Here is a 23,509-nt window from a genome sequence, read left to right on the forward strand (position 1 = left end):
GCCTGCCAGCACCTATGTTGGGTGGCATGAGCATATCCGGCCATGCACCCCCGGCGGCGGGCACGCCCGCGCGGGAGCCGCTGTCGGGGCTGGTGGAGCGGGTGACCTTCCACAGCCCGGAGACGGGATTCTGCGTGCTGCGGCTGAAGGTGCGCGGGCAGCGCGACCTCGTCACGCTGGTCGGCCACGCCGCCACCATCGGCGCGGGGGAGTTCGTGCAGGCCAGCGGCGTCTGGGTGAACGACCGCAACCACGGACTCCAGTTCAAGGCCGACTTCCTGCGCGCCACCCCGCCGACCACGGTGGAGGGCATCGAGAAGTATCTCGGCTCCGGCCTGATCCGCGGCATCGGGCCGGTCTACGCGAAGAAGATGGTCAAGGCCTTCGGCGAGGCGGTGTTCGACGTGATCGAGCAGGAGCCGGACCGGCTGCGGCAGGTCACCGGCATCGGGCCGAAGCGGGCGCAGCGCATCATCGCCGGCTGGGCCGACCAGAAGGTGATCCGCGAGATCATGATCTTCCTGCACAGCCACGGGGTCGGCACCTCGCGCGCGGTGCGCATCTTCAAGACCTACGGGCCGGACGCCATCCGGCTGATCACCGAGAACCCGTACCGGCTCGCCCGCGACATCCGCGGCATCGGCTTCAAGACGGCGGACGCGGTGGCCGCAAGGCTGGGCATCGAGAAGACCGCGATGATCCGGGCGCGGGCCGGCATCGGCTACGCCCTGGCCGAGGCGACCGACCAGGGCCATTGCGGCGTGCCGGTGGCCGAGCTGATCCCCATGGCGGTGAAGCTGCTGGAGATCGACGCCTCGATTCTGGAAACGGCGGCGGAACTGGAGCGGCAGGACGGCGCGGTGGTCGCCGACAGCCTGGGCGGCGAGCCCTGCCTGTTCCTGGCGAGCCTGCACCGGGCGGAACAGGCCATCGCCGACCGGCTGCGCCGTCTGGCCGGCGGTCCGCTGCCCTGGCCGGAGATCGACGCGGAGAAGGCCATTCCCTGGGTCGAGGCGAAGGCCGGGATCACGCTGGCCGAAGGGCAGCGCGAGGCGCTGCGCCAGGCGGCGACGTCGAAGCTGCTGGTCATCACCGGCGGTCCGGGGGTCGGCAAGACGACGCTGGTGAACAGCATCCTGACCATGCTGAAGGCCAAGAACGTGTCGATCGCGCTGGCCGCCCCGACGGGGCGTGCCGCCAAGCGGCTGAGCGAGAGCACCGGCATGGAGGCGCGGACCATCCACCGCCTGCTGGAGACCGACCCGCAGGCCGGCGGCTTCAAGCGCGACGAGACCAACCCGCTGGACTGCGACCTGCTGGTGGTGGACGAGACCAGCATGGTCGACGTGCCGCTGATGAACGCCCTGCTGCGCGCCGTGCCGGGGCGGGCCGCCCTTCTGCTGGTCGGCGACGTGGACCAGCTGCCCTCGGTCGGGCCGGGGCAGGTGCTGGGAGACGTGATCGGCTCCGGCGCGGTGCCGGTGGTCCGGCTGACCGAGATCTTCCGGCAGGCGGCGACCAGCCGCATCATCGTCAACGCCCACCGCATCAACGCCGGCCAGATGCCGGAGATGCCGAAGGCCGGGGAGGACAGCGACTTCTACTTCGTCGAGGCGGCGACTCCGGAGACCGGGGTGGCGAAGCTGATCGAGATGGTCCGCGACCGCATTCCCCGCCGCTTCGGCGCCGACCCGGTGCGCGACGTGCAGATCCTCTGCCCGATGAACCGTGGCGGCCTCGGCGCGCGGTCGCTGAACATCGAACTGCAGAGGGTGCTGAACCCGCCGGGCGAGTCCCGAGTCGAGCGATTCGGCTGGACCTTCGGCCCCGGCGACAAGGTCATGCAGGTCGAGAACAACTACGACAAGGAGGTCTACAACGGCGACCTCGGCATCGTATCCGCCGTCGATACCGAAGAAGGAACGTTAACTGCCACCTTCGACGGGCGCCCGGTGACCTATGATTTTGGAGAATTGGACGAGATCGTCCTCGCCTACGCGACGACGATCCACAAGAGCCAGGGGTCCGAATACCCGGTGGTCGTAATCCCGGTGGTGACCCAGCATTACACGATGCTCCACCGCAACCTGATCTATACCGGCGTGACGCGCGGCAAACGGTTGGTGATCATGCTCGGCCAGCGCCGCGCGCTTGCCATGGCGGTGCGTGGGACGCTGGGGCGGCGGCGCTGGACGAAGCTGGGGGAATGGCTGTCGCCTCTATGACTCTTGGCGGAAGACAACCATGTCGGGATTTTGTCACAGGCGTATGCGCGCGGGGTTTGCGGCGCCTGCCCCGGTGTGCGGAGCATCCGTCGTCGCGCGCTGTGGAAAATTTCCTAAGCTGTTCAATTGACGAAAGAAACCGCCGTCTTTCCGAGGGCGGGGCAGGGGCGCGCGTCCAGGGTCCGCCGGGCGTGGCACCGGGCGCCTTCGGGACCGGTACCCCTTCCGAACGGACGGAGTTCCCCCTGGCCGAATGTCGCAGGAAAGGGCGTCTGGCCTTTGGCGTGCTTGACGGACGGCTCGTACCCTGTGACAAAGATAATTCGGCATCCTCTATGAGCTTGAAGACACATGTTCGACCGCCCGCCCCGCCAGGGCTACCGCGCTCCCGAGATCACCAAGGCCAACGTCACCGCCACTGTGAAGTGGTTCAACCCCACCAAGGGGTTCGGCTTCGTGTCACCCGAGGACGGTTCGCCCGACGCCTTCCTGCACGTCTCCGCGGTTCAGGCCGCCGGCTATGACGCGCTCGACGAAGGCGCGACCATCGTTTGCGACCTCGCCCGCGGCCCGAAGGGTCCGCAGGTTGCTTCCATCCAATCCGTGGACACCTCCACCGCGTCCCGTTCGGCCCGTCCGGCCCGTCCGGGCGGCGCCGGTGGCTTTGGCGGCGGCGGTTATGACCGTGGCGGCTACGGCGGCGGCGGCGGTTACGACCGCGGCGGCTGGGGCAACGACGCCGGCGGCGGCGAAGAGGTCGACGGCACCGTCAAGTGGTTCAACGCCGACAAGGGTTTCGGCTTCATCACGCCGAGCACCGGTGGCAAGGACGTCTTCGTCCATGTGAACGTTCTGCGTCGCTCCGGCATGCAGACGCTCCAGGAAGGCGATCAGGTGCGCGTGACCGTCCGCCAGGGCCAGAAGGGTCCTGAGGCCGGCAAGGTCGAGTACCGCTAAGCCCGTCTTCAGCCTCTGAAGAACGGACTTTGAAGACCGGCCGGGGCGCTTCCGCAGGGAGGCGCCCCGGTTCGTTTCCAGGGTCCTCTATGCGGCCAGACCCATGGCCTTCAGGTCATCCTCCACCGTGCCGATCGGCATGATGTTGTAGGCGTCGACCAGAACCTTCAGCACCGCCGGCGTGACGAAGGCCGGCAGCTTGGGGCCGAGGCGGATGTTCTTCACCCCGAGGTGCAGCAGCGCCAGCAGGACGGCCACCGCCTTCTGCTCGTACCAGGAAATCACCAGCGACAGCGGCAGCTCGTTGACGCCAACGCCGAAGGCGTCGGCCAGCGCCTGGGCGACCTTCACCGCGGAATAGGCGTCGTTGCACTGGCCCATGTCGAGCAGGCGCGGCAGACCGGCGACGGTGCCGAGGTCCTGATCGATCACCCGGAATTTGCCGCAGCCCAGCGTCAGCACGACCGAGTCCCGGGGGAGGGCGGCAGCCATGTCGGTGTAGTAGCTGCGGGCGCTCTCCGCGCCGTCGCAGCCGCCGATCAGGGTGAAGTGGCGGATGGCGCCGCTCTTCACCGCCTCGACCACCGGACCGGCGACTCCCAGCACGGCGTCGTGATGGAAGCCGACGGTGTGGTGGCGCTCCGGCGACTCGTCGCCGAAGCCCTCGGCCGCCAGCGCCGCCGCGATGACGGGCGCGTAGTCGTGCCCCGCGACGTGGGGGACGCCCGGCCAGGCGACGAGGCCGGAGGTGAAGATGCGGTCGGCGTAGCCCGGCGCCGGCTGCTGGATGCAGTTGGTGGTCATCAGGATGGCGCCGGGGAAGGCGTCGAACTCGCCGCGCTGGCGCTGCCACGCGCCGCCGTAATGGCCGGCCAGATGCGGGTGCGCCTTGAGCGCCGGATAGCCGTGGGCGGGCAGCATCTCGCCGTGGGTGTAGACGTTGATGCCGGTGCCGGCGGTCTGCTTCAGCAGCTCCTCCAGGTCCTTCAGGTCGTGGCCCGACACCAGGATGGCCTTGCCCCTGACGTGGCCCATCCGCACGGGGGTCGGCACCGGGTGCCCGTAGGTCCCGGTGTTGGCGCCGTCCAGCAGGGCCAGAACCGACACGCTCATCGCCCCGGTGCGCAGCGATAGCTCCAGCAGCCCCTCGACGGTCGGCGCGTCCTCGGCCAGGGCGGTCAGCGCCTCCGCCATGAAGGCGTAAACGCCTGGGTCCTCGCGGCCGAGCAGGCGGGCGTGGCAGGCGTAGGCGGCGGCCCCCTTCAGCCCGTACAGCACCAGCTCCTGCAGGCCGGCGAGGTCGGGGCCGTGCGCCGCGATCCGGCGGTCGATGGAAACCTCCCGGCCCTGGGCGATCAGTCCCTCCAGATCGGCGGCGGGCGCCCAGGCGGCGGGGCCGTCCAGCGTCCCGGGACAGCGCTCGGCGTGCAGAGCGCGCAGCTCGTCGCGCAGGGCCGCGGCGCTGCGCAGCAGCGTCTCCAGCCGGGCCGGGTCGAAGTTGACGTTGGTCACCGTGGTGAACAGGGCGTCCAGAACGAAGGCATCCGCGTCGTTCCGGTGAATCCCCATCTTGCCCAAACGGTGCGCATACTGCGAGATTGCCTGGGCGGCGTGGACCAGCAGGTCCTGTAAAGCGGCGGTGTCGGGGGTCTTGCCGCAGGCCCCCTGGACGGTGCAGGCGGTGCCCCGCGTGGTCTGTTCGCACTGGTAGCAAAACATTCGGATGTCTCCCGCTGGGTGCGTGTCTCTGTTCGTTGAGCATCCTTGGGGGCGTCGGTGCGGGAGGGCTTGACCACGGTCAAGCCGGACGGCGCGGAACGGCAACCGCTGGTGCGGCGGAATGTCCCGTCCATCGGGAGACGGCACCGAGGGGAGGTTTGACGAGGTGAGGGAAGGCATGAGGAACGATCCGCCGGGCTTCCGGCCCCAGGACGCCGCGACGCTGCGGTCCAACGCGCTGTTCGGGCGGCTGCCCGACCGGTCGCTGGAGCTTCTCGTCAGCACCGCCCAGGTGCGCACGGTGCCGCGCGGCACCACCCTGTTCGTCCAGGACGAGGAGGCCGACCGTTTCTTCGCGCTGCTCGACGGCTGGGTGAAGCTCTACCGCCTGACCCGCGACGGGGCGGAGGCGGTGGTGACCATCGTCGCCCCCGGCGAGACCTTCGCCGAGGCCGCCATGTTCGCCAGCGGCAAGTTCCCGGTCTGCGCGGAGGCGGTCGCCGACTCGCGCGTCATGACCCTGACGGCGGAGGGCTTCGCCCGCTGCCTGCGCGAGGACGACCAGATCGCCTTCGCCATGCTGGGGTCGCTGTCGGTGCGGCTGCGCCACCTCGTCCAGCAGATCGAGCAGCTGCAGGTCCAGCCGACCGCCCAGCGGGTCGGCAGCTTCCTGCTGCGCTTCTGTCCGGAGGGTGGCGGCGCCACCAGCTTCGCTCTGCCCTTCGACAAGGCGCTGGTCGCGCGGCGCCTCGGCATGCAGCCGGAAACCTTCTCCCGCGCTCTGGCGAAGCTGCGCGGCGTCGGGGTTGAGACGCAAGGGGGAACGGTGTCCGTCGCCGATCTGGACGCGCTGCGCCGCTTCTGCAACGCCGAATCCGGCGGTGGCGACCACTGCGGCTGACGGCCAGGGCGCAGTCCTGGGTTGTCGGTGACGGCGGCGTCCCGCCGATGAAGGGTTGTGGCGGGCCGCAGGAGCATGTTCACGCGCGGCGGCGCTGTGATATCCTCCCGCGACCGAAGGCTGTCGGCGGTGCGGAGTGAGTTCGATGAGCGACGAGTTTCTTTTCGCCGACGACGAGCCGGGTATCGAGGCCGAGACGGCGAAGGAAACGGCGCCGGAGCCCGCCGACCCCTGGATCATCCTGATCGTCGACGACGATCCGGCCATCCACGCCACCACCAAGATGGTCCTGCGCGGCTTCACTTTCGAAGGCCGCCCGGCGCAGTTCCTCTCCGCCGGTACCGCGGCCGAGGCGCGCAGCCTGCTGGAGCAGAACCCGGCCATCGCCGTGGTGCTGCTGGACGTGGTGATGGAATCGGACGACGCCGGCCTGCGGCTGGTGCGCATGATCCGCAGCGAGCTGAACAACCGGCGCGTGCGCATCATCCTGCGCACCGGCCAGCCGGGGCAGGCGCCGGAACGCGACGTCATCCTGAACTACGACATCAACGACTACAAATCGAAGACGGAGCTGACGGCGCAGAAGCTGTTCACCTCGGTCGTCGCCGCCCTGCGCGGCTATCAGGACATCACCGCCATCGAGGACCACCGCCGGGGGCTGGAGCGAATCCTGGACGCCTCCTCCGCCCTGCTGGACAAGCGGACCATGGCGGAGTTCGTCCGCGGCGCGGTGTCGAAGATCGCCGAGATCTGCCCGCCCTGCGACGGCATCGCCCTGTGCAGCCGCTGGACGGAGGAGGAAACCGGCGGCGCCGCGCGCGATCCGCTGGTGCTGGGGGCCGGCGGCATCCACGCGGCGGCGGAGGGCAAGCCGGTGCGCGCCGCCCTGCCGGCGGAGGCGGCGGAGGCGGTGACCCAGGCGCTGGCCGACGGACGCAACCGCTACGAACGGGAGCGCAGCCTGCTGGTCTTCCGTTCCACCTCGCGGCACCACGACACGGTGTTCCACATCAGCCACCGGCGTCCCCTGACCGAGGACGAGCGGCGGCTGCTGGAGGTCTTCTGCTCCAAGATCGCGGTCGGCTTCGACAACGTGCATCTCTACGAGGAGCTGAGCGCGCTCAACCGCAACCTGGAAAGCCAGGTGGCCGACCGCACCCGCGAACTGGTCGCCGCGACCGAGGCGGCCGAGGCGGCGAGGGCGGAGGCGGAGGCGGCCAACCAGGCCAAGTCGCTGTTCCTGGCGACGATGAGCCACGAGATCCGCACCCCGATGAACGGCGTCCAGGGCATGCTGGAGCTGCTGGAATACACGCCGCTGACCCCCGAGCAGCAGGAGCTGGTCGCCGTCGTGCGCGATTCGGCGGGGGCGCTGCTGACCATCATCAACGACATCCTGGACTTCTCGAAGATTGAGGCCGGGCGGCTCGACCTGGAACGGGCCCCGGTGTCGCTGTCCGCGGTGGTGGAGGGCGTGGCCGAGACGCTGGCCCCGGCGGCGCGGCAGAAGGACCTGACCCTGCTCACCTACGTCGATCCCGACCTGCCGCCGCTGGTCATGGGCGATTCGGTGCGCATCCGGCAGGTGCTGTTCAACATCGCCGGCAACGCCGTGAAGTTCACCCCTTCCGGCTCGGTGCGCATCCGGGCCGAGCTGGCGCGTTTCGAGGAGGGGCGGGCGACCATCCGCATCACCGTGACCGACACCGGCATCGGCATCGCCAGGGAGGCGCAGGCGCAGCTCTTCCGCCCCTTCACCCAGGCGGAGGCCTCGACCACCCGGCGCTTCGGCGGGACCGGACTGGGGCTGTCGATCTGCCGCCGTCTGGCCGAGCTGATGGGCGGCGCGGTGGGGGTGGCGAGCGAGCCGGGCCGCGGCTCCGCCTTCTGGTTCACCTTCACCGCCGATCTCGCCCCGGACAGCGACGCCGTGGGTGTCGCCGCTCCGCCGCTGGCCGGGCTGTCGGTGCTGCTCCTGGCCGCCGACGCGGAGGAGCGGCAGTGCCTTGCCCGCTACCTGAGCACCGATGGCGCGGTGCTGCTGGACGCGCCGGACGCGGCGGCGGGGGGGCGGGCCCTGCCGCCCGGCACGCCTTGCGACGTCGTGCTCACCACCGCCGAGACCGATCTGCCGGTGCTGGACACCGCGGCGCCGGGGCTGGGGCGCGGGCGGGTGCTGCTGGGCGGGCGCGGCGCCTTGATCGACGCGGTCGCTCTGGCGCGCCCGGTGCGCCGCGGCCATCTGGTGCGCGCCGTGCTGGCCGCCGCGGGCCGTGGTCCGGCGGTCGAGGCCGAGGCGGGGCATCCCGGACCGGTCACGGCGTCCCTGATCGCGGAGGGTGACGCGCGGTCCCCCCGCATCCTGGTGGCCGAGGACCACCCGACCAACCGGCAGGTCATCCAGCGGCAGCTCGCCCTGCTCGGCCAGACGGCGGATTTGGCCGAGGACGGCGTCCAGGCGCTGGGACTGTGGCGCGACGGCGATTACGCGCTGCTGCTGACCGACTGCCAGATGCCGGAGATGGACGGCTTCGAGCTGACCCGCCTGATCCGCGCCGAGGAGGCGGCGAGCGGGCGTGCCCGCCTGCCCATCATCGCGGTCACCGCCAACGCCATGGCCGGCGAGGCGCAGCGCTGCCTGTCCGCGGGGATGGACGACGCCCTGTCGAAGCCGGTGGAGATCGGCCAGCTGCGCCGCCTGCTGGACCGCCATCTGCCGTCCCGCCCCGCCGCCGCACCAGCGCCGGTTGCGCCCCCGCCCGCCGTGGTGGGGAGCTCCGATTCCGACGCCCTGACCATCAATGCACCGCCCATCGATGTGGGAGTCCTGGCGACTCTGTTCGACGGCGACATGGAGTTCGTCGGGCAGTTGCTTCAGGAGTTCATCGTTTCCAACAGCGCCAGCCGCGACCGTCTGGTTGCCGCCCACGCGGTGGAGGATTGGGACGGCGTGCGGCAGGCCGCCCACAAGCTGGCCGGATCGTCCCGCACGGTGGGCGCGCGCGAGCTTGCGGCGGCGAGCGACGCCATCGAGCTGGCCTGCGTGGACCGCCGGCTGGACGGCATTGGCGCGCTGGTGACCCGCGTCGACCATGAGCTTGGCCGCGCCGCCGCTTTCATTCATGGCATGGCGCCGGCTTAGCGAGCCGTCGCCATGCCCTTCGGTCGATCAGGCGGTTCCCGAACGGTTCCTCAAGCGGCCATCGGCCGCAGGGCTCGGTCGCGGACCAGCGCATTGAACCGCTGTTCGAACCTGGCCTTCGCCTCGTCCGGCAACTCGAAACGGACGTGGCAGCTCTCGGCCCCGACCGTCACAACGGTGAAGGGCAGGGGCATGCCGAAGCCGTCGATGTGCAGCGTGCCGCGCGAACCGCTCATGGCGCCGTCCCAGACCTGCAGCGCAGCGCCGCTGGAGGACAGGTTGTGCAGGCGGCAGATCCGGTTGCCGGCGGGGGTGTCGGCGTGGGCGGGCAGATCCACCGAGTAGCGGGCCTCGCGGCGGCGGTCCACCTCGCTCATCGAGGTGCGGACGACACGGACCAGGGTGCCGCGCAGTTCCTCGATGCTTCCCGAGACGTCGTCGGCGATGACGCGCACGTCGGCGGCGTGGTCACCGGTGGCCTTCGCCTCGCTCGACACCTCGGCAATGCGGCGGGAAACCTCGCGCGCGGCTTCGGCGGTCTGGTTGACGCTGCGGCTGATCTCCTGGGTCGCGGCGGCCTGCTCCTCCATCGCGGCCGCGATCGCTCCGGCCACCTGATCCACTTCGCCGATGCTGCCGGTGATGGTGGAGACGGCGGCCACGGCGCCGCTGGTCGCCGCCTGGATCTCGCCGATCTGCTGGGCGATGTCCTCGGTCGCCTGTGCGGTCTGGCTTGCCAGATTCTTCACCTCGCTGGCCACCACGGCGAATCCCTTGCCGGCCTCGCCGGCCCTTGCGGCCTCGATGGTGGCGTTCAGCGCCAACAGATTGGTCTGGCTTGCGATGTTCTGGATAAGCTGGGCGACATCGCCGATCCTCTGCACCGCGTTGGACAGCGACTGGATGGTGCCGCGCGCCAGATCGCCGTTCTCCACGGCAATTCGGGTGATGCTGCTGGCCTGCGCCACCTGGGTGCCGATCTCGCGGATCGAGGCGGCCAACTCCTCCGAGGCGGCGGCGACGGTCTGGGCGTTGCGCAGGGCCTGCTCCGCCGCGGTGGCCACGGACTGGCTGTTCGCCCCGACCGCGCTCGCCGACTGGGCCATGGCAGCGGCGTTGCGTTCCATCCGCTCGGTGCGTTCGGACACTTGATCCACGGCGTTGCGGGTTTCGCGCTCCACCGTTTGCGCCATGTTCTCCAGCGCGTCGCGCTTGGCGATCTCGGCCTGCTCGCGTTGGCGCTCCTGCTCCCGGCGCATGCGCTGGTTCTCCAGCCCGTTGGCCTTGAACACCTCCACCGCCTGGGCCATCGCGCCGATCTCGTCGCGCCCGCCGGTCGCCGGCACGATGGTGTCATAGTCACCGCCGACGATGCGCCGCATCGTCTCGGTGAGCCGCGCCACCGGCCGTACGACGCGGAGCACCACCACCGCCATGCCCAGGATCACCATCACAGCGCCGATCCCCAGGAGCACCAGGGAGGTTACATTGGCGGTGGCGTGGGTGGCTTGAGCCTCCGCATAGCGCTCCCCGGCGACGCGCACCTGAAGGTCGATGAGTTGGCTGATGCCGTCGGTGACGGGGTCAATCGTCTGGTACAGTTCGTTCTTCACGTAAACGTCGAGGGCAGCGGCGTCCCGACCCGACAGGACGCCGATCAGCCGTTCCACCGCCGCGTCGGCTTTGGCCATTTCCGGCTTGATCCCATTCACCAGCGCCGTCTCTTCCTGGTCGAGGTTGGTGCCGAGATAGGCGTTCCAGCGCTCGCGAATGTCATCCTTGGCCTTGCGGATGGAAGACAGGCTTTCGTTCCAGGTGAAGTTGCCATTGCGCGCCTTGTGCGAGGCATCGACGATGAAGACGGCATAGGCGTCGGAGATGATCTTGAGGTCTCGCAAGGGCAGAACGCGCTCATCGTGGACCGTGCGGAGATTCCCGTTCGCCACGTTGAGCGCGCGCAACCCTGCCAGATCGCTCAGCGCCAGCAGGGCGCCCAGCAGGCTGAGAACCGAGAGCAAAATGAATTTGATGGTGAATCTCATGAAGCGCTCCCTTTGTGCAGCGGATTCGGATCCGCCTGCGTCCGTTTCTTTTCGAGCGCCAATGTGAGCTTCAATAAGTAAATAAATTCAAAAGGCCGCCGCCATTCCTTCGTTGTAAGCGGTCATATGTTGGACATCAAGCGGCGGCCTTTTTGATATCTATCCTGCGTTATGCTTTGTATTGGTCTTTGTCATAGGGAGGGTTTGGAAAATTTCAGTGAACCTTTATTTCGTTGCCGTGATCCCGGCGATAAATGTGCACATGGTAGGCGGCCATCGGATTGCCCCGGACATACTCCAGCAGACGGCGTTCCATGTCCGGTGTGGCGTTGCGGATCAGCATCTGCCAAGCCGGCTCCATGGTGGCGCGCTGCGTCTCGTTGTGCGGCAGCATGATGAAGCCTGCCCATTCCGGCCGGAAGTCAGCGAGGTAGCTTTCGGCATAATGCCGCATCATGGATGCGTCATTGACGTTGACCGACTTCATGTTCTCGAAGCAGACACGAAGCTGCATGTTCCGTCTCCCTCGTTTCGCGAGTCTCGATACAACGGATATGTGCAGTGTTCGTCCCTTCCGCACCCATCCGACGGCTGAAAATTCGGGTGGGACCTGCCGCGCTCCCGCCATGAAGAAAACCCCTCCCCGCGGAGCGGGAAGGGGTTTCAGTCATGGCGGATAGGAGAGGGAGACGACCGGCGGAGCAGCGGCGAAAGCCGTAGGACCGCCGGTGCGTTCCTCAACCAAACTTATAACTGATGCCGTAGCCGCCCCGTGGGTAGTCCCACTGAATATTTTCCTTGTCCTGGCAGACCACGCGGCAGGTGCCGCATTCCAGGCAGCCATCGGTGGCCAGCGTCACGCTGCCCGTCTCGTTCTTGCTGTAGCAGGCGGCCGGGCAGCAGACGGTGCAGGCCTGGGACTCGCAGGACTTGCAGACCGCGTCGTTGCGGATCTGGATGTGCGGCCGGCTTTCGTCGACGATGTAGCGGTTCTGGTACAGCTTCTCTTCGATCTTGACCACGATGCTCATCGCACGGCCCTCACCAGCTTGATTGCGTCGCCGACCAGACCCATGATCGAGCGCTTCTTGACGAAGGACTTCATGATCTCCTTCTCCTTCGTCCTCTTGTCGACGCTGTCCACGGTGAACCAGCTGTGGGCCGCGGCGGTCAGCGTGTCGGGATAGGCGCCGAAGAACTGCTTGTTCTCGTGCATGATGCCCGGCAGGTTCCGGTACTTCTTCAGGTCCTTCATGATGAAGCTGTCGTCCAGCTTCTTCTTGTAGGCGGCGAGGTTGGCGGCGTTGAAGGGCTTGCCGGCCTGCTTCAGCTCGATCACCGTCTCTGCCGCCATGCGGCCCGACGCCATGGCGAGGTTGGAGCCCTCGCGGTGGGCGGCGTTGTTGAAGTGGGCGGCGTCGCCGACCACCATCCAGCCGTCGCCGTAGAGCTGCGGAACCGCCTTGTAGCCGCCCTCCGGGATCATGTGGGCGGCGTATTCCTTCATCTCCGCCCCTTCGATCAGCGGCTTGATGACGGGGTGGTTCTTCAGGTCCTCCAGCATCTTGTAGGGCGGGATGGCGCCCTCCTTGAAGTCGGAGATCAGGCAGCCGATGCCGATCGTCAGCGATTCCTTGTTGGTGTAGAGGAACGCCGTGCCGACCATGCCCTTGGTCACCTTGCCCATGATCTCGATGACCACGCCCTCTTCGTCCTTCAGGCCGAAGCGCTGCTGGATCAGTTCGGGATCGATGAACAGGATTTCCTTGACGGCCAGCGCGACGTTCTGCGGTGCCAGCTCCTGCTGGAAGCCGGTGCGGCGGGCGAGCAGGGCGTTCACGCCGTCGGCCATGATGACCACGTCGGCGTGGATCTCGCCGCCCTCGCGGTCGGTGCGCACGCCGATGACCTTGCCCGAGGCGTCGCGGATCAGCTCCGTCACCGTGGTCTCGCAGATCTGCAGGCCGCCGGCCTCGCGGATCTTTTCGGAGAACCACTTGTCGATGTTGGCGCGGATGATCGTGTAGCGGTTCGGCTTGTCGCTGTTGAAAGCCTCCGACCGGTAGTTGGTGCCGATGTAGTTGTCGTCGCCGAGCAGCCAGACGCGCTGTTCGATGATGTGGCGCTCGGTCGGGCAATCCTCGCGGAAGTCCGGGATGATCTTCTCCAGCTCGGCGGCGTACATGATGCCGCCCTGGACGTTCTTGGCGCCGGGATACTCCCCGCGCTCGAGCTGAAGAACGTTGAGGCCCTGCTTGGCCAGCGTGTAGGCCGCCGCGTTGCCGGACGGGCCGGCACCGATGACGATGGCGTCGAACTTTTCGACCATGTCCTGTTGGCTCCTTATCGTCCGGTTGCTTAGCCGGCCAGCCGGTTGACCGACAGGCGCTTGCCGAAGGCGTCGGTCAGGGCCGGCAGGATGGTCAGCGCGTCGCCGACCAGCCCGAGATGGGCGAAGTCGAAGATCGGCGCGTTGGGATCGGTGTTGATGGCCAGGATCAGGTCGGACTTCTCCATGCCGACCCGGTGCTGGATGGCGCCGGAGATGCCGGCGGCGATGTAGAGCTTCGGGCGCACCGTCTTGCCGGTCTGCCCGACCTGACGGTCGAAGCCGGTCCAGCCGGCCTGGACCAGCGGACGGGTCACCCCGACCTCGCCGCCCAGAACCTTGGCGAGGTCGAAGACCAGCTTCAGGTTCTCCGGCTTGCCGAGACCCTTGCCCGCCGCGACGATGATGTCGGCGAAGGCGAGCTGCGCCTCGTTCTGCTCGCGGTCGGCGATGAAGCTCAGCACCTTGGTGATGACGTCGTCCTCGCGCAGCGCCGGGAACACCTCGACCACGCGGCCGGTGCGGTTGTCGTCGCGGTCGGGCATCGACATCACGCGCGGCCGCACCGTGGCCATCTGCGGCCGGTAGGCCAGCGTCTGGATGGTGCAGAGCAGCGTGCCGCCGAAGGTCGGGCGGGTGGCCGCCAGCGACCGGTTGTCCATGTAGATGTCCAGCTCGGTGCAGTCGGCGGTCAGGCCGGTGGCGAGCGTGGTGGCGATGGCGCCGGCGAGGTCGCGGCCCAGCGTGGTGGCGCCCAGCAGCACGATCTCCGGCTTGTAGGTGTTGACCACGTCGGTCATCACCCGGGTGTAGGGATCGGTGCGGTAGTCGGCCAGGACCGGGTCGGTCACCTTGTAGACGACGTCGGCGCCGTAGGTGAAGGCGTCGCCGCAGATGGCGTTCAGCTCCGGGCTGTCGGCGCCCAGCACCACGGCCCCCACCTCGACCCCCAGCTTGTCGGCGAGCTTGCGGGCCTCGCCCACCAGCTCCCACGACACGGAATGGACGGAGCCGCGCTCCTGCTCCACGATCACCCAGATGCCCTTGTATTCCTTCAGGTGCTCGGGCAGTTGGAACTTGCGTCCCTGCGGCTTGCTTGGTTCGCTCATCGGGATGTCTCCGGCGGAGGATTCGTCAGGAACGGCGCGTCACAGCCCAGCGGCGGCGCGGGCGAGCAGCTCGTCGGCGAGTTTCGGCTGGGCGCCGAGAATGGCCTCGACCGCGGCGGCGGCCATAGCTTCGGCGCTGGGGGCTTCCGCGGTGGGGGCCTCGGCCTCGACCATCGTCGCCTTCTGGGCGCGCGGCTTGGGCACGAAGACCTTCGACACGACGGTGGGCGAGCCCTTCAGCCCGACCTTCGTCTCTTCGGCGCCGGTGGTGTCCTTGCTCCAGGTCTTCAGGCCGTAGCGGGCGGCGCGGAACATGTCGTCCATCTTGCCGAAGCGGATGGTGTTCGTGCCTTCCAGCATCGTGATCATGCAGGGCAGGGCGGTCTTCAGCACCTGCACGCCGCCTTCGGAGCGGCGGTGCACGACGATCTCCCGGGCGCCCTGGTCGATCGATTCAATCTTCGTGATGTAGGTGAGCTGCTGGAAGCCCAGCCGCGTGGCGATGCCCGGACCGACCTGCGCGGTGTCGCCGTCGACCGTCTGCTTGCCGCAGAAGACCAGATCGACCTGTTCCTCTTCCGACAGCTTCTTGATGGCGGAGGTCAGCGCGTAGGAGGTCGCCAGCGTGTCCGACCCGGCGAACTTGCGGTCGGTCAGCAGCACCGCGTCGTCGGCGCCCAGCGACAGCGCCTTGCGCAGCGAGGTTTCGGCCATCGGCGGCCCCATGGTCAGGACGGTCACGCGGGCGCCGACCTTGTCCTTGATCCGCAGCGCCTCCTCCAGCGAGAAGAGGTCGAAGGGGTTGATGATGGCCGGGACGCCCTGACGCATGATCGTGTTCGTCACGGGGTGGATGCGGATCTGGGCGCTGTCGGGCACCTGTTTGATACAGACAACGATGTGCATCCCGGTCTCCTTGACATTCCGCCGCCTGTCGCGCGGCGTGGCTACGGCCCTATCAGCAAGCGGCGTGCCAGTTCCGATGATCTTGATTAAGTTACTGGTTTTCATAGATTTTATGGCTGTTGAGAGATTGTCGCAAAAACGACAAAGGGCCGACGTGTCGGCTTCTCAACAGGGGTGTACGCCGCGGCCCGACGCGATCCCGGAGCCCCGTCCGCCCTCTGTCGCCTACCGGACAAACCCGACAACGGCTGCCCGTGGCGGGGACGGCCGGAAAACAGAACGGCCTGCGGACGCTCGCCGGTGGGCGGGTCCGCGGGCCGTTCCGGACACGAAGGACGAAAGGGGGTCAGGTCGGCAGCAGGGAGTCCAGCGGCACGAAACGGTCGGCCATCCGCTTGGCCTCGTCCTGGTGGACCTTGAAGGTCTTCTCGGCGATGGCGTTGGACACCACGAAGTCCTGGTAGGCGCGCTGCAGATGGGCGCTGTAACGGGCGGCCATGCCCTCGTCGTCCAGACCCTCCATGCCGGTGTCGGCGGACAGATAGTCGTGGAAGCGCTGCAGGATGTGCAGACGGTTCACGTTGACCACGCGCTGTTCGTAGCTGACGCCGAGGAAGCGCAGGAAGTCCTCCGCGGTCTCCAGATCCTCCAGATCGTCCTTGAAGCTCATGGCGGGGTCCTTTCCGTTCAGATGACGTAGTGATCGGCGCGCGCGCCGGTGTCGGAAGAATGAGGGTCGGGGTGTTCGTGATGGCGGTCGCCGCAGGCGTCCTGGTCGCACAGGTTGCCGCAACTCCGGCAGACGATGCCGTCGAGCGGCAGATCGTCCAGCCGGATCGCGCTCAGCGGCGGGGCGGGGTGGAGCGGGGCGGGGCGCGTGGCCTCCTCCGCCGCGTGGGCCTCCAGCCGGGCCTCGATGCGGTTGATGTGGTCGATCAGGCAGGCGATGGCCTTGCCGACCGGGTCGGGCATCAGGTGGTGGTCGAGGTCGATGCCGTGGGCGGCCAGCCGGCGCTGGGTGTCGGGGCGGACGACGCGGCCGGGGATGCCGACCACCGTCATGCCCTCCGGCACGTCCTTGGTCACTACGGAGTTGGCGCCGACGCGGCACTGGGCGCCGACGGTGATCGGCCCCAGGATCTTGGCCCCGGACCCGACCAGCACGCCGTCGCCCAGCGTCGGGTGCCGCTTGCCCTTGGACCAGGAGGTGCCGCCGAGAGTCACGCCGTGGTAGAGCGTCACATCGTCGCCGACCTCCGCCGTTTCGCCGATGACGACGCCGGCCCCGTGGTCGATGAAGAAGCGGCGGCCGATGGTGGCGCCGGGGTGGATGTCGATGTTGGTCAGGGCGCGGGCCAGATAGGACAGGAAACGCGCCGGCCAGCGCAGCCCCCGCCGCCACGCCGCGTTGGACAGCCGGTGGCACACCAGCGCGTGGATGCCAGGGTAGCAGGTCAGCACGTCGAGGACGTTGCGCGCCGCCGGGTCGCGGTCGAAGACGCAAGCGACGTCCTCGCGCAGCAGCCGCCACAGGCTGGTGTCCGTCATGGCGAGGTCCGGGTGGGCGTCGATCGCGGCCATGGAGTCCTCCGCATCACGAGGAGACGACGCTCCAGCGGGTGGCGTCGTCGTGGAAGGCGCGCAGCTCCTCCGCCGTCGGGGCGCGCTTGGCGCGGGTGGCGAGCGCGCGGACCCGCGGCAGCACCGCCTGGGCGGTGGCGTCGTCGCAGGCGATGCCGAGCTGGCCGTAGGCCATCTTCACCCCGGCCGTGCCGGAATGCTTGCCCAGCACGATGCGGTGCTCGCGCCCCACCTCGGCGGGGTCGAAATTCTGATAGGTCGCGCGGTCGCGCAGCAGCCCGTCGACGTGGATGCCGGCCTCGTGCGTGAAGACGGCGTCGCCGACGATCGACTTGTTGACCGCCACCGGCCGGTTGGAGGCGCGCTCGACGAGGTCGGAGATCGCCCCCAGCGCGCGGGTGTCCACCCCGCAGTCCTGCCCGTAGAGAACCTTCAGCGACACCACCACCTCCTCCAGCGGGGCGTTGCCGGCGCGCTCGCCCAGCCCGTTGACGGTGGTGTTGACGTGGGTCGCCCCGCCCAGCACGGCGGCCAGCGAGTTGGCGTTGGCGAGGCCGAGGTCGTCGTGGGCGTGGATCTCGATCTCCAGGTCGGTGGCCCGGCGCAGCCGTTCGATGCAGGCGCGCGTCTGGAAGGGGTCGAGCACGCCCAGCGTGTCGGCGAAGCGGAAGCGGCGGGCGCCGGCCTCCTGCGCCACCGTTGCCGCGGCGATCAGGAAATCCATGTCGGCGCGCGAGGAGTCCTCGCCGCCCAGGCTGACCTCCAGCCCGTGGTCGCGGGCCGTCTTGACCTTGCGTTCGATTTCCGACAAGGCCCAGGCCCGGCTGCGCTTCAGCTTCTTGGTGATGTGGATGTCGGAGACGGGCATCGACAGGTTGACGGTGCCGACGTTGCAGTCCAGCGCCGCCTTCAGGTCGGTGTCGTGCATGCGGCACCAGACCATCAGCCGGGCCTTCAGCCCCAGCGCGGCGACGGCGCGGATGCCTTCGCGCTCCTCCGGACCCATGGCGGGGATGCCGATCTCCAGTTCCGGAACGCCGGCCTCGTCAAGCGCGCGGGCGATGGCGATCTTCTCGTCGAGCGTGAAGGCGACCCCCGCCGTCTGCTCCCCGTCGCGCAGCGTCGTGTCGTTGATGATGGTGGAACCGGCCATCGGCATTCGGTCACATCCTCAATCTGCTGAGCTTAAACAGCGGTGGGTCTTGCCCCCTCCCTAACCCTCCCCCGCTTCGCGGGAGAGGGGACTGGCGCCGCTCTGCCCCCTCCACCGCGACAGCGGGGGAGGGATGGGGAGGGGGCCGGGAGGTGTGTTGTGTCGCAGACCGGGCCGGGGAACCGCGTCCCGGCGGGTGTCGTCGGGCGGGTTGCCGGGGCGCGGGTCCGGCCCGGCCTGCGATCTCGGTGTTACGAATAGATACTTCTACGAATAGACTGGGGCGAACTCCTTCGGCGCGCCCGCCTGCGACCAGTAGGGCGACAGCGAGCGCAGCTTCGCGATGATGCCGGGGACCACCGCGATCACCCGGTCGATCTCCTCCTCGGTCGTTTCGCGCGACAGGGAGAAGCGGGTGGCGCCGTGGGCGGCGGTGTAGGGCACGCCCATCGCCCGCATCACGTGGCTCGGCTCCAGCGACCCGGAGGTGCAGGCCGACCCCGACGAGGCGGCGATGCCGGCCTCGTTCAGCAGCAGGAGGATCGCCTCGCCCTCGATGTACTCGAAGGCGACGTTGCAGGTGTTGGGCAGGCGGTTGGCCGGGTTGCCGGTGACGAAGCAGTTGGGAACGGCGGCCAGGATGGCCTGCTCCAGCTTGTCGCGCAGCGCCTTCACCCGCGTGTTCTCGTCGGTCATGTGCATGAGCGCGAGCTGTGCCGCCGCCCCCAGTCCGACGATGCCCGGCGCGTTCTCCGTGCCGGCGCGGCGCGAGCGCTCCTGGTGGCCGCCGCGCAGCATCGGGCGGAAGCGCAGGCCGCGCTTGACGTAGAGCGCGCCGATGCCCTTGGGCGCGTGCAGCTTGTGGCCGGACAGCGACAGCATGTCCACGGCGCTGGTGGCGAGCGTCATCGGGATCTTGCCGACCGCCTGCACCGCGTCGGTGTGGAACACCGCACCGGCGGCCTTGGCGAGCTGGGCCAGCTCCTCGATCGGGAAGATCGTCCCGGTCTCGTTGTTCGCCCACATGATCGAGACGATGGCGACGTCCGGCCCCAGCGCCGCCTTGTAGGCGTCGAGGTCGAGGTTGCCCCGGTTGTCCACGCCGATGCGGTGGACGGTGTAGCCGCGCTTCTTCTCCAGATAGTCGCACAGCGCCAGGACGGCGGGGTGCTCGACCACGCTGGTGACGATGCTCTTCTTCTTCGGATAGGCCTCCAGCACCGACAGGATGGCGGTGTTGTCGCTCTCCGTGCCGCCGGAGGTGAAGACGATCTCGCTGTCATGGGCGGCGCCGAGCAGCGCCTGCACCTGCTTGCGCGCCCATTCGATCTTGCCGCCCACCGCGGCGCCGAAGCCGTGCATGGAGGAGGGGTTGCCGAACTGCTCGGTGAACAGCGGCAGCATCTCCGCCAGCACTTCCGGGTCGACGCGGGTGGTGGCGTTGTTGTCGAGGTAAATACCCTGTGCGGTCATGGCTCAGGCCCCCACCGGCAGGAGGGAGGCGGGCTTGACGCGGACGAACTCGCCCAGCGCCTCGACCAGCTTGGCCTGCACGCCCATCATGGTGCCGGCGGACTGCGAACAGCCGGAGCAGGCGCCGGTCAGCCGGACGTAGATGTCCTTGCCGTCGATGTCCACCAGCTCCACGTCGCCGCCGTCGCGCTGGATCTGCGGGCGCAGCTCCTCGATGGCAAACATGATCTTCTGCATGCGCTGCACGTTCGTGAGCTTCGCCGGGGCGGCCTCGGCCTTCGGGGCCAACGGCTTGATGGCGTCCAGCCCGACCGTGCCGGGAGCGTGGGACTTGGGCGGGGCCAGCGCGCCGGTCTTGGCGAGCACGGCCTCCAGCACCTCCTCGATCTTCTCGTGGCAGGTCTGGCAGGAGCCGCCGGCCTTGGTGTAGTGGGTGACCTCCTCCAGCGTGGTCAGGCTGTTGACGGTCACCGCGCGCTCGATCATCGCCGCGTCGATGCCGAAGCACTTGCAGACCAGCTCGCCTTCCTCGTGGTCGTCGACCCACTCCTCGCCCTTGAAGTTGGCGATGGCGGCGCGGAGCGCCTCGGCGCCCATGACCGAACAGTGCATCTTCTCCGGCGGCAGGCCGCCCAGATACTCGGCGATGTCGCGGTTGGTGACGGCCAGCGCCTCGTCCACCGTCTTGCCGATGATCATCTCCGTCAGCGCCGACGAGGACGCGATGGCCGAGCCGCAGCCGAAGGTCTGGAACTTCGCGTCCTCGATGACCTGGCTGTCGGGGTTGACCTTCATCATCAGCTTCAGGGCGTCGCCGCAGGTGATCGACCCGACCTCGCCCACGGCGTTCGCCTCATCCAGCGCGCCGGCGTTCTTCGGGTTGAAGAAGTGTTCCTTGACCTTGTCGGTGTAGTTCCACATGACGCCTTGCCTTTCCCGACGTTATCGGGTGGGGGGAGAGTGTTCGGGGTTAGTGGGCGGTGCCGCAGCCGCCGGCCGTCGGCGCGGAGGAACAGCTGCCCCCCGGACCCGCCGAGAAGGACTTGCCGCAGCCGCAGCTGCCCGTGGCGTTGGGGTTGTCGAACTTGAAGCCCGCGCCCTCGACCCCTTCGACGAAATCGACCACCACGCCGGTCAGGAAGGGCTGGCTGGTCGGGTCGACGAAGATCGTCACCGGGCCGAAGGTCAGCACGGCGTCTTCGTCGCCCGCCGTGGCCTCCAGCCCCATCTGGTACTTCATGCCGGCGCAGCCGCCGTCGGCCACCGCGATGCGCAGGCCGGCCGCGGCGCCGCCGGACTTCGCCAGCACGCGCTCCAGGGTGTTCACCGCCGCATCCGTCAGGGTCACCATGTCTGCCGCCTCCAAATGCTTCGTCGGGCATGCCGACCGTTCCTGGTCATAGGATCAGCAAGCGGCGTGCCAAAATTTAAGTCATTGATTTTGATGGATTGTCAGGTCGGGCGGCTGGTGTCTTCCCGACAATTGTCGGGTCGAGGCCATGTCGGCTTTGCGACATCTTGCGACGAAAGGACGCACAATTTGATTGTGGGCTTTTGCGAAACCGGCTTGCGGCCCATACAGGATTGTCGGACGGGCGCACGGTTTTGCGAAACAACGGAAGGGGACGGGTGATGGAGCGGCCGGTCGAATTGCGGATGTCCAACGGGCGGATGGCCTTCGGCGAGGTGCCCGAGCACATCGACGAGAAACTGCAGGAGGCGGTGAAGGCCCGCCCCGACGCCGCGGCCTGCGAGGCCCTGCTGTGGGAGGCCCACCGGATGGGGCCGCGCGTCCTGCCGGTCTTCTACGCGCTCTACAAATTCTACTTCAACCGCAAGCGCTTCGCGGACGCGGAGCGGGTGGCGATGATCGGGCTGGACGCGGCGGCGCGCGAGGGCGGCTATGCCGGCGACTGGCGGAGCCTGCGCGTGGACAGCGTGGATTGGACGAGGGAAGGGCCACCGCGCTTCACCCTGTTCACCCTGAAGGCGCTGGCCTTCATCAGCTTGCGCAGCGAGCGGGTGGAGGAGGCGAAGGCGATCCTCGCCAAGCTGACGGACATCGATCCGCAGGACCGGGTCGGCTACGGCGTCATCGCCGCACTGGCGAAGGGCCTGGGGGAGGAATGACTTGGGAAGAGGGGTGATTGACGGATCGGTTCCGTCAGTCACCCGACCCGAAGCACACGGCCTCCGCGCCGCAATCGCGGCAGACCGGGGCGCCGCAGGGGATCAGACCGTCCCGCGCGCAGAGGAAACGGTAGAGAAAAGCCTTCCAGCGGGTGCCGGCGGCGTTCAGCAGGGCCAGCGAGTCGAAATGACGCTCCATCAGCGCCGCGAGATGGCTCGGTCCGGCCAGACCGAGATCCCGCCACAGCTCACCCTCGTCGAGCATGGCCCGCGCCAGGATCGCGGCGAGCCAGTCCTCCTCCTCGATGCCCAGCGAGCGGTGGGCGAGCAGAAGGGCGGCGATGTCGTCCGCCTCGCTCCGGAGAAGCGGCGGCAGGGGGGTGGGCGAGCTGTCGGGAACCGGCAAGCCGGCCGCGAAGGCGCCGGGGAAATAGCGGTCGAGCAGCTGGGCGAGCGCCCGCTCGTCGAGACCCAGGGCGCCCGGGCCCGCCGGCCAACGGCGGGACAGGATGCAGGCGAACAGATGCGCGTCGAAGACGTTGCAGCGTCCCTGGCGGTCGGTCAGCCAGCGGTACAGCCGCGTGGTGTCGCCCACCCCCGGCGGGGCGGCGTGCAGGATGCCCATGGCTCCGTTCTCCGGGGGCGGGCGGCCGTCAGGCCGCTTCAGACAGGTTCAGGTGAGGTGGGCGACCCTCAGGCCGCCTGGGGCAAGTGGGTGATGCAGCTCTTGGAGCAGACCTTGCCGCAGCTCTCGCAGCCGATGCAGTTGCCGGCGTTCTTGACGCTCATGACTTTCTTCTCGGCCTCGTCGTCGAAGGCGTCGACGATGTCGCCGTCCTCGGTGATGCCGATCAGCTCCAGCACGTCGCGGCCGCAGACCTTGAAGCAGCGGCCACAGCCGATGCACATCTTCTGGTCAACGCTTTCCACGAATTTCGGCGTCCAGGCGGCGCCGCCGCGGGTGGTGCCGGTCACGAACTCAGCCATCGTCTGCTCCTCAATCGGGCTTGTTGTTGGGGTTTTTGGTGGGAATGGGCGTTGCCGTTGCCCCCTCCCTAACCCTCCCCCGCCTTTGGCGGTGGAGGGGACTGCCGCCGCTTCGCAAACGGCACCCTCTCCCGCGAGAGCGGGGGAGGGTCGGGGAGGGGGCAAGGTGTGTTCAGGCGGACGCCGTCTCCAGCGCCTTCAGCGCGGCGCGCTTCTCGGTCAGGGTCTTGTAGGCATCGTAGGTCTCCTGGGCGACCTGGAGGATGGACTGCCAGTTCTGCGGCAACTCCTCCGACAGGTCGTGCAGGTCCATCTTCTTTTGGGTCGCGCGGGCGTTGAGCTTCTTGACCTCGTCCTTCAGGGCGTCGATGTCGGACATGGCGGAACCCTCACAGATCGGCGACGTCGGGATATTTGCGGATCAGCGTCACAGCCTCTTCCACGACCTTGGCGCCGTCGGCGGCCAGCTTCTCCAGCGACGGGAAGCCGAAGCGGTGGACGTCGCGCAGATGCTTCGACACCACGACCAGCCGGCCGGTGGTCAGCACCATGCGGCCGAAGCCCTCGTGGCTCATCTTCATGATGGGGGAGGCGATGTGGCCGGTCTGCTTCTCGACCGTGATGCCGACGGCCTTGTAGAACAGCTCCAGCCGCCACAGCGTGTCGGGGTCCGGGTCGCCCATGATCGGAATGGCGGCGCGGGCCTCCTTGTCGAGGATGAAGGGCGCGAGGATCGTCTCGTCGCTCTTGCCTTCCCAGGCGCCGTAGCTGTCTTCGGCGCGGAACAGCATGACCAGGGTCTTCAGAAAGGCCTCGGCGAGATCGCTCCCGGCGGCCACGGTGGTGTCGGTCATG

General features: G+C 68.4%; 22 protein-coding genes. 5 read left to right on the forward strand and 17 right to left on the reverse strand.

Annotated features, from left to right (window positions below; translation table 11 throughout):
* Positions 1 to 26 precede the first annotated feature (26 nt).
* Together recD2 and FBZ83_RS32395 are read left to right on the forward strand one after the other, a co-directional pair.
* Complete coding sequence (gene recD2, locus FBZ83_RS22965; protein WP_247888438.1) at positions 27 to 2,225, forward strand: SF1B family DNA helicase RecD2; 2,199 nt, start codon at positions 27 to 29, stop codon at positions 2,223 to 2,225.
* Between the two features lie 351 nt (positions 2,226 to 2,576).
* Positions 2,577 to 3,182: a cold-shock protein gene (locus tag FBZ83_RS32395; protein WP_145689062.1), complete on the forward strand. Its 606-nt coding sequence runs from the start codon at positions 2,577 to 2,579 to the stop codon at positions 3,180 to 3,182.
* A gap of 87 nt (positions 3,183 to 3,269) precedes the next feature.
* On the opposite strand, the gene hcp is transcribed toward FBZ83_RS32395, so the two are convergent.
* Positions 3,270 to 4,901, reverse strand: coding sequence for a hydroxylamine reductase (gene hcp, locus FBZ83_RS22975; protein ID WP_145689063.1), 1,632 nt, complete (start codon positions 4,899 to 4,901; stop codon positions 3,270 to 3,272).
* 178 nt (positions 4,902 to 5,079) lie between these two features.
* On the opposite strand from hcp, the gene FBZ83_RS22980 reads away from it, so the two are divergent.
* Together FBZ83_RS22980 and FBZ83_RS22985 are read left to right on the forward strand one after the other, a co-directional pair.
* Positions 5,080 to 5,802 carry a Crp/Fnr family transcriptional regulator gene (locus FBZ83_RS22980; RefSeq protein ID WP_145689064.1) on the forward strand — a complete coding sequence of 241 codons (723 nt, stop codon included), beginning with the start codon at positions 5,080 to 5,082 and terminating at the stop codon, positions 5,800 to 5,802.
* Between the two features lie 145 nt (positions 5,803 to 5,947).
* Complete coding sequence (locus FBZ83_RS22985; RefSeq protein WP_145689065.1) at positions 5,948 to 8,944, forward strand: DUF3369 domain-containing protein; 2,997 nt, start codon at positions 5,948 to 5,950, stop codon at positions 8,942 to 8,944.
* Positions 8,945 to 8,994: 50 nt separating this feature from the next.
* Here FBZ83_RS22985 and FBZ83_RS22990 read toward each other — a convergent pair whose 3' ends face one another.
* The 12 genes from FBZ83_RS22990 to FBZ83_RS23045 form a co-directional block, all read right to left on the reverse strand.
* Positions 8,995 to 10,986, reverse strand: coding sequence for a methyl-accepting chemotaxis protein (locus tag FBZ83_RS22990; RefSeq protein WP_145689066.1), 1,992 nt, complete (start codon positions 10,984 to 10,986; stop codon positions 8,995 to 8,997).
* A 214-nt stretch (positions 10,987 to 11,200) separates the two neighbouring features.
* Positions 11,201 to 11,500 carry a hypothetical protein gene (locus tag FBZ83_RS22995; protein ID WP_035672200.1) on the reverse strand — a complete coding sequence of 100 codons (300 nt, stop codon included), beginning with the start codon at positions 11,498 to 11,500 and terminating at the stop codon, positions 11,201 to 11,203.
* Between the two features lie 223 nt (positions 11,501 to 11,723).
* Positions 11,724 to 12,017: a ferredoxin family protein gene (locus FBZ83_RS23000; protein ID WP_014239763.1), complete on the reverse strand. Its 294-nt coding sequence runs from the start codon at positions 12,015 to 12,017 to the stop codon at positions 11,724 to 11,726.
* Positions 12,014 to 13,315, reverse strand: coding sequence for an FAD-dependent oxidoreductase (locus FBZ83_RS23005; protein WP_014239764.1), 1,302 nt, complete (start codon positions 13,313 to 13,315; stop codon positions 12,014 to 12,016). The genes FBZ83_RS23000 and FBZ83_RS23005 overlap by 4 nt, the downstream gene beginning before the upstream one ends.
* A gap of 29 nt (positions 13,316 to 13,344) precedes the next feature.
* Positions 13,345 to 14,424: an electron transfer flavoprotein subunit alpha/FixB family protein gene (locus tag FBZ83_RS23010; RefSeq protein WP_145689067.1), complete on the reverse strand. Its 1,080-nt coding sequence runs from the start codon at positions 14,422 to 14,424 to the stop codon at positions 13,345 to 13,347.
* 39 nt (positions 14,425 to 14,463) lie between these two features.
* The gene (locus FBZ83_RS23015; protein WP_145689068.1) at positions 14,464 to 15,330 is read right to left on the reverse strand and encodes an electron transfer flavoprotein subunit beta/FixA family protein; all 867 of its coding nucleotides are present in this window, start codon (positions 15,328 to 15,330) and stop codon (positions 14,464 to 14,466) included.
* A 346-nt stretch (positions 15,331 to 15,676) separates the two neighbouring features.
* A complete protein-coding gene (gene nifW / locus FBZ83_RS23020) occupies positions 15,677 to 16,000 on the reverse strand; it encodes a nitrogenase-stabilizing/protective protein NifW (RefSeq protein ID WP_145689069.1) in 324 nt (107 codons plus the stop codon).
* 17 nt (positions 16,001 to 16,017) lie between these two features.
* Positions 16,018 to 16,911, reverse strand: coding sequence for a serine O-acetyltransferase (cysE, locus tag FBZ83_RS23025; RefSeq protein ID WP_145689070.1), 894 nt, complete (start codon positions 16,909 to 16,911; stop codon positions 16,018 to 16,020).
* Positions 16,912 to 16,924: 13 nt separating this feature from the next.
* The gene (gene nifV, locus FBZ83_RS23030; protein WP_145689071.1) at positions 16,925 to 18,070 is read right to left on the reverse strand and encodes a homocitrate synthase; all 1,146 of its coding nucleotides are present in this window, start codon (positions 18,068 to 18,070) and stop codon (positions 16,925 to 16,927) included.
* A 261-nt stretch (positions 18,071 to 18,331) separates the two neighbouring features.
* Positions 18,332 to 19,537 (reverse strand): cysteine desulfurase NifS, encoded by a 1,206-nt coding sequence (gene nifS / locus FBZ83_RS23035; protein ID WP_145679125.1) that lies wholly within the window; start codon positions 19,535 to 19,537, stop codon positions 18,332 to 18,334.
* 3 nt (positions 19,538 to 19,540) lie between these two features.
* A complete protein-coding gene (nifU, locus tag FBZ83_RS23040) occupies positions 19,541 to 20,458 on the reverse strand; it encodes a Fe-S cluster assembly protein NifU (protein ID WP_137115835.1) in 918 nt (305 codons plus the stop codon).
* Between the two features lie 49 nt (positions 20,459 to 20,507).
* Complete coding sequence (locus FBZ83_RS23045) at positions 20,508 to 20,888, reverse strand: HesB/IscA family protein (protein WP_145689072.1); 381 nt, start codon at positions 20,886 to 20,888, stop codon at positions 20,508 to 20,510.
* 281 nt (positions 20,889 to 21,169) lie between these two features.
* Here FBZ83_RS23045 and FBZ83_RS23050 point away from each other — a divergent pair, with 281 nt between their 5' ends.
* Positions 21,170 to 21,667, forward strand: coding sequence for a hypothetical protein (locus FBZ83_RS23050; protein WP_145689073.1), 498 nt, complete (start codon positions 21,170 to 21,172; stop codon positions 21,665 to 21,667).
* 34 nt (positions 21,668 to 21,701) lie between these two features.
* On the opposite strand, the gene FBZ83_RS23055 is transcribed toward FBZ83_RS23050, so the two are convergent.
* The 4 genes from FBZ83_RS23055 to FBZ83_RS23070 all read right to left on the reverse strand — a co-directional run bounded on the left by FBZ83_RS23055 (position 21,702) and on the right by FBZ83_RS23070 (position 23,508).
* A complete protein-coding gene (locus tag FBZ83_RS23055; protein ID WP_145689074.1) occupies positions 21,702 to 22,292 on the reverse strand; it encodes a nitrogen fixation protein NifQ in 591 nt (196 codons plus the stop codon).
* 68 nt (positions 22,293 to 22,360) lie between these two features.
* Entirely contained in the window at positions 22,361 to 22,654 is a 294-nt protein-coding gene (fdxB, locus tag FBZ83_RS23060) for a ferredoxin III, nif-specific (RefSeq protein WP_114860860.1), read from the reverse strand.
* Between the two features lie 172 nt (positions 22,655 to 22,826).
* A complete protein-coding gene (locus FBZ83_RS23065; RefSeq protein WP_035672275.1) occupies positions 22,827 to 23,033 on the reverse strand; it encodes a CCE_0567 family metalloprotein in 207 nt (68 codons plus the stop codon).
* A 10-nt stretch (positions 23,034 to 23,043) separates the two neighbouring features.
* Positions 23,044 to 23,508 carry a NifX-associated nitrogen fixation protein gene (locus FBZ83_RS23070; protein WP_137102565.1) on the reverse strand — a complete coding sequence of 155 codons (465 nt, stop codon included), beginning with the start codon at positions 23,506 to 23,508 and terminating at the stop codon, positions 23,044 to 23,046.
* Between the last annotated feature and the right edge of the window lies 1 nt (position 23,509).

It is taken from the genome of Azospirillum brasilense (genome assembly GCF_007827815.1).
Taxonomy (GTDB): domain Bacteria; phylum Pseudomonadota; class Alphaproteobacteria; order Azospirillales; family Azospirillaceae; genus Azospirillum; species Azospirillum brasilense_C.

Excerpts from the sequence above, each read along its gene's own strand:
- nifS (WP_145679125.1), bottom strand. The coding sequence starts at position 19,537 with ATGACCGCACAGGGTATTTACCTCGACAACAACGCCACCACCCGCGTC.
- FBZ83_RS22985 (WP_145689065.1), top strand. The coding sequence starts at position 5,948 with ATGAGCGACGAGTTTCTTTTCGCCGACGACGAGCCGGGTATCGAGGCC.
- cysE (WP_145689070.1), bottom strand. The coding sequence starts at position 16,911 with ATGGCCGCGATCGACGCCCACCCGGACCTCGCCATGACGGACACCAGC.
- FBZ83_RS32395 (WP_145689062.1), top strand. The coding sequence starts at position 2,577 with ATGTTCGACCGCCCGCCCCGCCAGGGCTACCGCGCTCCCGAGATCACC.
- FBZ83_RS23045 (WP_145689072.1), bottom strand. The coding sequence starts at position 20,888 with ATGGTGACCCTGACGGATGCGGCGGTGAACACCCTGGAGCGCGTGCTG.
- recD2 (WP_247888438.1), top strand. The coding sequence starts at position 27 with ATGAGCATATCCGGCCATGCACCCCCGGCGGCGGGCACGCCCGCGCGG.
- FBZ83_RS23005 (WP_014239764.1), bottom strand. The coding sequence starts at position 13,315 with ATGGTCGAAAAGTTCGACGCCATCGTCATCGGTGCCGGCCCGTCCGGC.
- FBZ83_RS22995 (WP_035672200.1), bottom strand. The coding sequence starts at position 11,500 with ATGCAGCTTCGTGTCTGCTTCGAGAACATGAAGTCGGTCAACGTCAAT.
- FBZ83_RS23050 (WP_145689073.1), top strand. The coding sequence starts at position 21,170 with ATGGAGCGGCCGGTCGAATTGCGGATGTCCAACGGGCGGATGGCCTTC.
- FBZ83_RS22990 (WP_145689066.1), bottom strand. The coding sequence starts at position 10,986 with ATGAGATTCACCATCAAATTCATTTTGCTCTCGGTTCTCAGCCTGCTG.
- nifU (WP_137115835.1), bottom strand. The coding sequence starts at position 20,458 with ATGTGGAACTACACCGACAAGGTCAAGGAACACTTCTTCAACCCGAAG.
- nifW (WP_145689069.1), bottom strand. The coding sequence starts at position 16,000 with ATGAGCTTCAAGGACGATCTGGAGGATCTGGAGACCGCGGAGGACTTC.
- FBZ83_RS23000 (WP_014239763.1), bottom strand. The coding sequence starts at position 12,017 with ATGAGCATCGTGGTCAAGATCGAAGAGAAGCTGTACCAGAACCGCTAC.
- FBZ83_RS22980 (WP_145689064.1), top strand. The coding sequence starts at position 5,080 with ATGAGGAACGATCCGCCGGGCTTCCGGCCCCAGGACGCCGCGACGCTG.
- FBZ83_RS23010 (WP_145689067.1), bottom strand. The coding sequence starts at position 14,424 with ATGAGCGAACCAAGCAAGCCGCAGGGACGCAAGTTCCAACTGCCCGAG.
- FBZ83_RS23055 (WP_145689074.1), bottom strand. The coding sequence starts at position 22,292 with ATGGGCATCCTGCACGCCGCCCCGCCGGGGGTGGGCGACACCACGCGG.
- nifV (WP_145689071.1), bottom strand. The coding sequence starts at position 18,070 with ATGCCGATGGCCGGTTCCACCATCATCAACGACACGACGCTGCGCGAC.
- FBZ83_RS23015 (WP_145689068.1), bottom strand. The coding sequence starts at position 15,330 with ATGCACATCGTTGTCTGTATCAAACAGGTGCCCGACAGCGCCCAGATC.
- fdxB (WP_114860860.1), bottom strand. The coding sequence starts at position 22,654 with ATGGCTGAGTTCGTGACCGGCACCACCCGCGGCGGCGCCGCCTGGACG.
- FBZ83_RS23065 (WP_035672275.1), bottom strand. The coding sequence starts at position 23,033 with ATGTCCGACATCGACGCCCTGAAGGACGAGGTCAAGAAGCTCAACGCC.
- FBZ83_RS23070 (WP_137102565.1), bottom strand. The coding sequence starts at position 23,508 with ATGACCGACACCACCGTGGCCGCCGGGAGCGATCTCGCCGAGGCCTTT.
- hcp (WP_145689063.1), bottom strand. The coding sequence starts at position 4,901 with ATGTTTTGCTACCAGTGCGAACAGACCACGCGGGGCACCGCCTGCACC.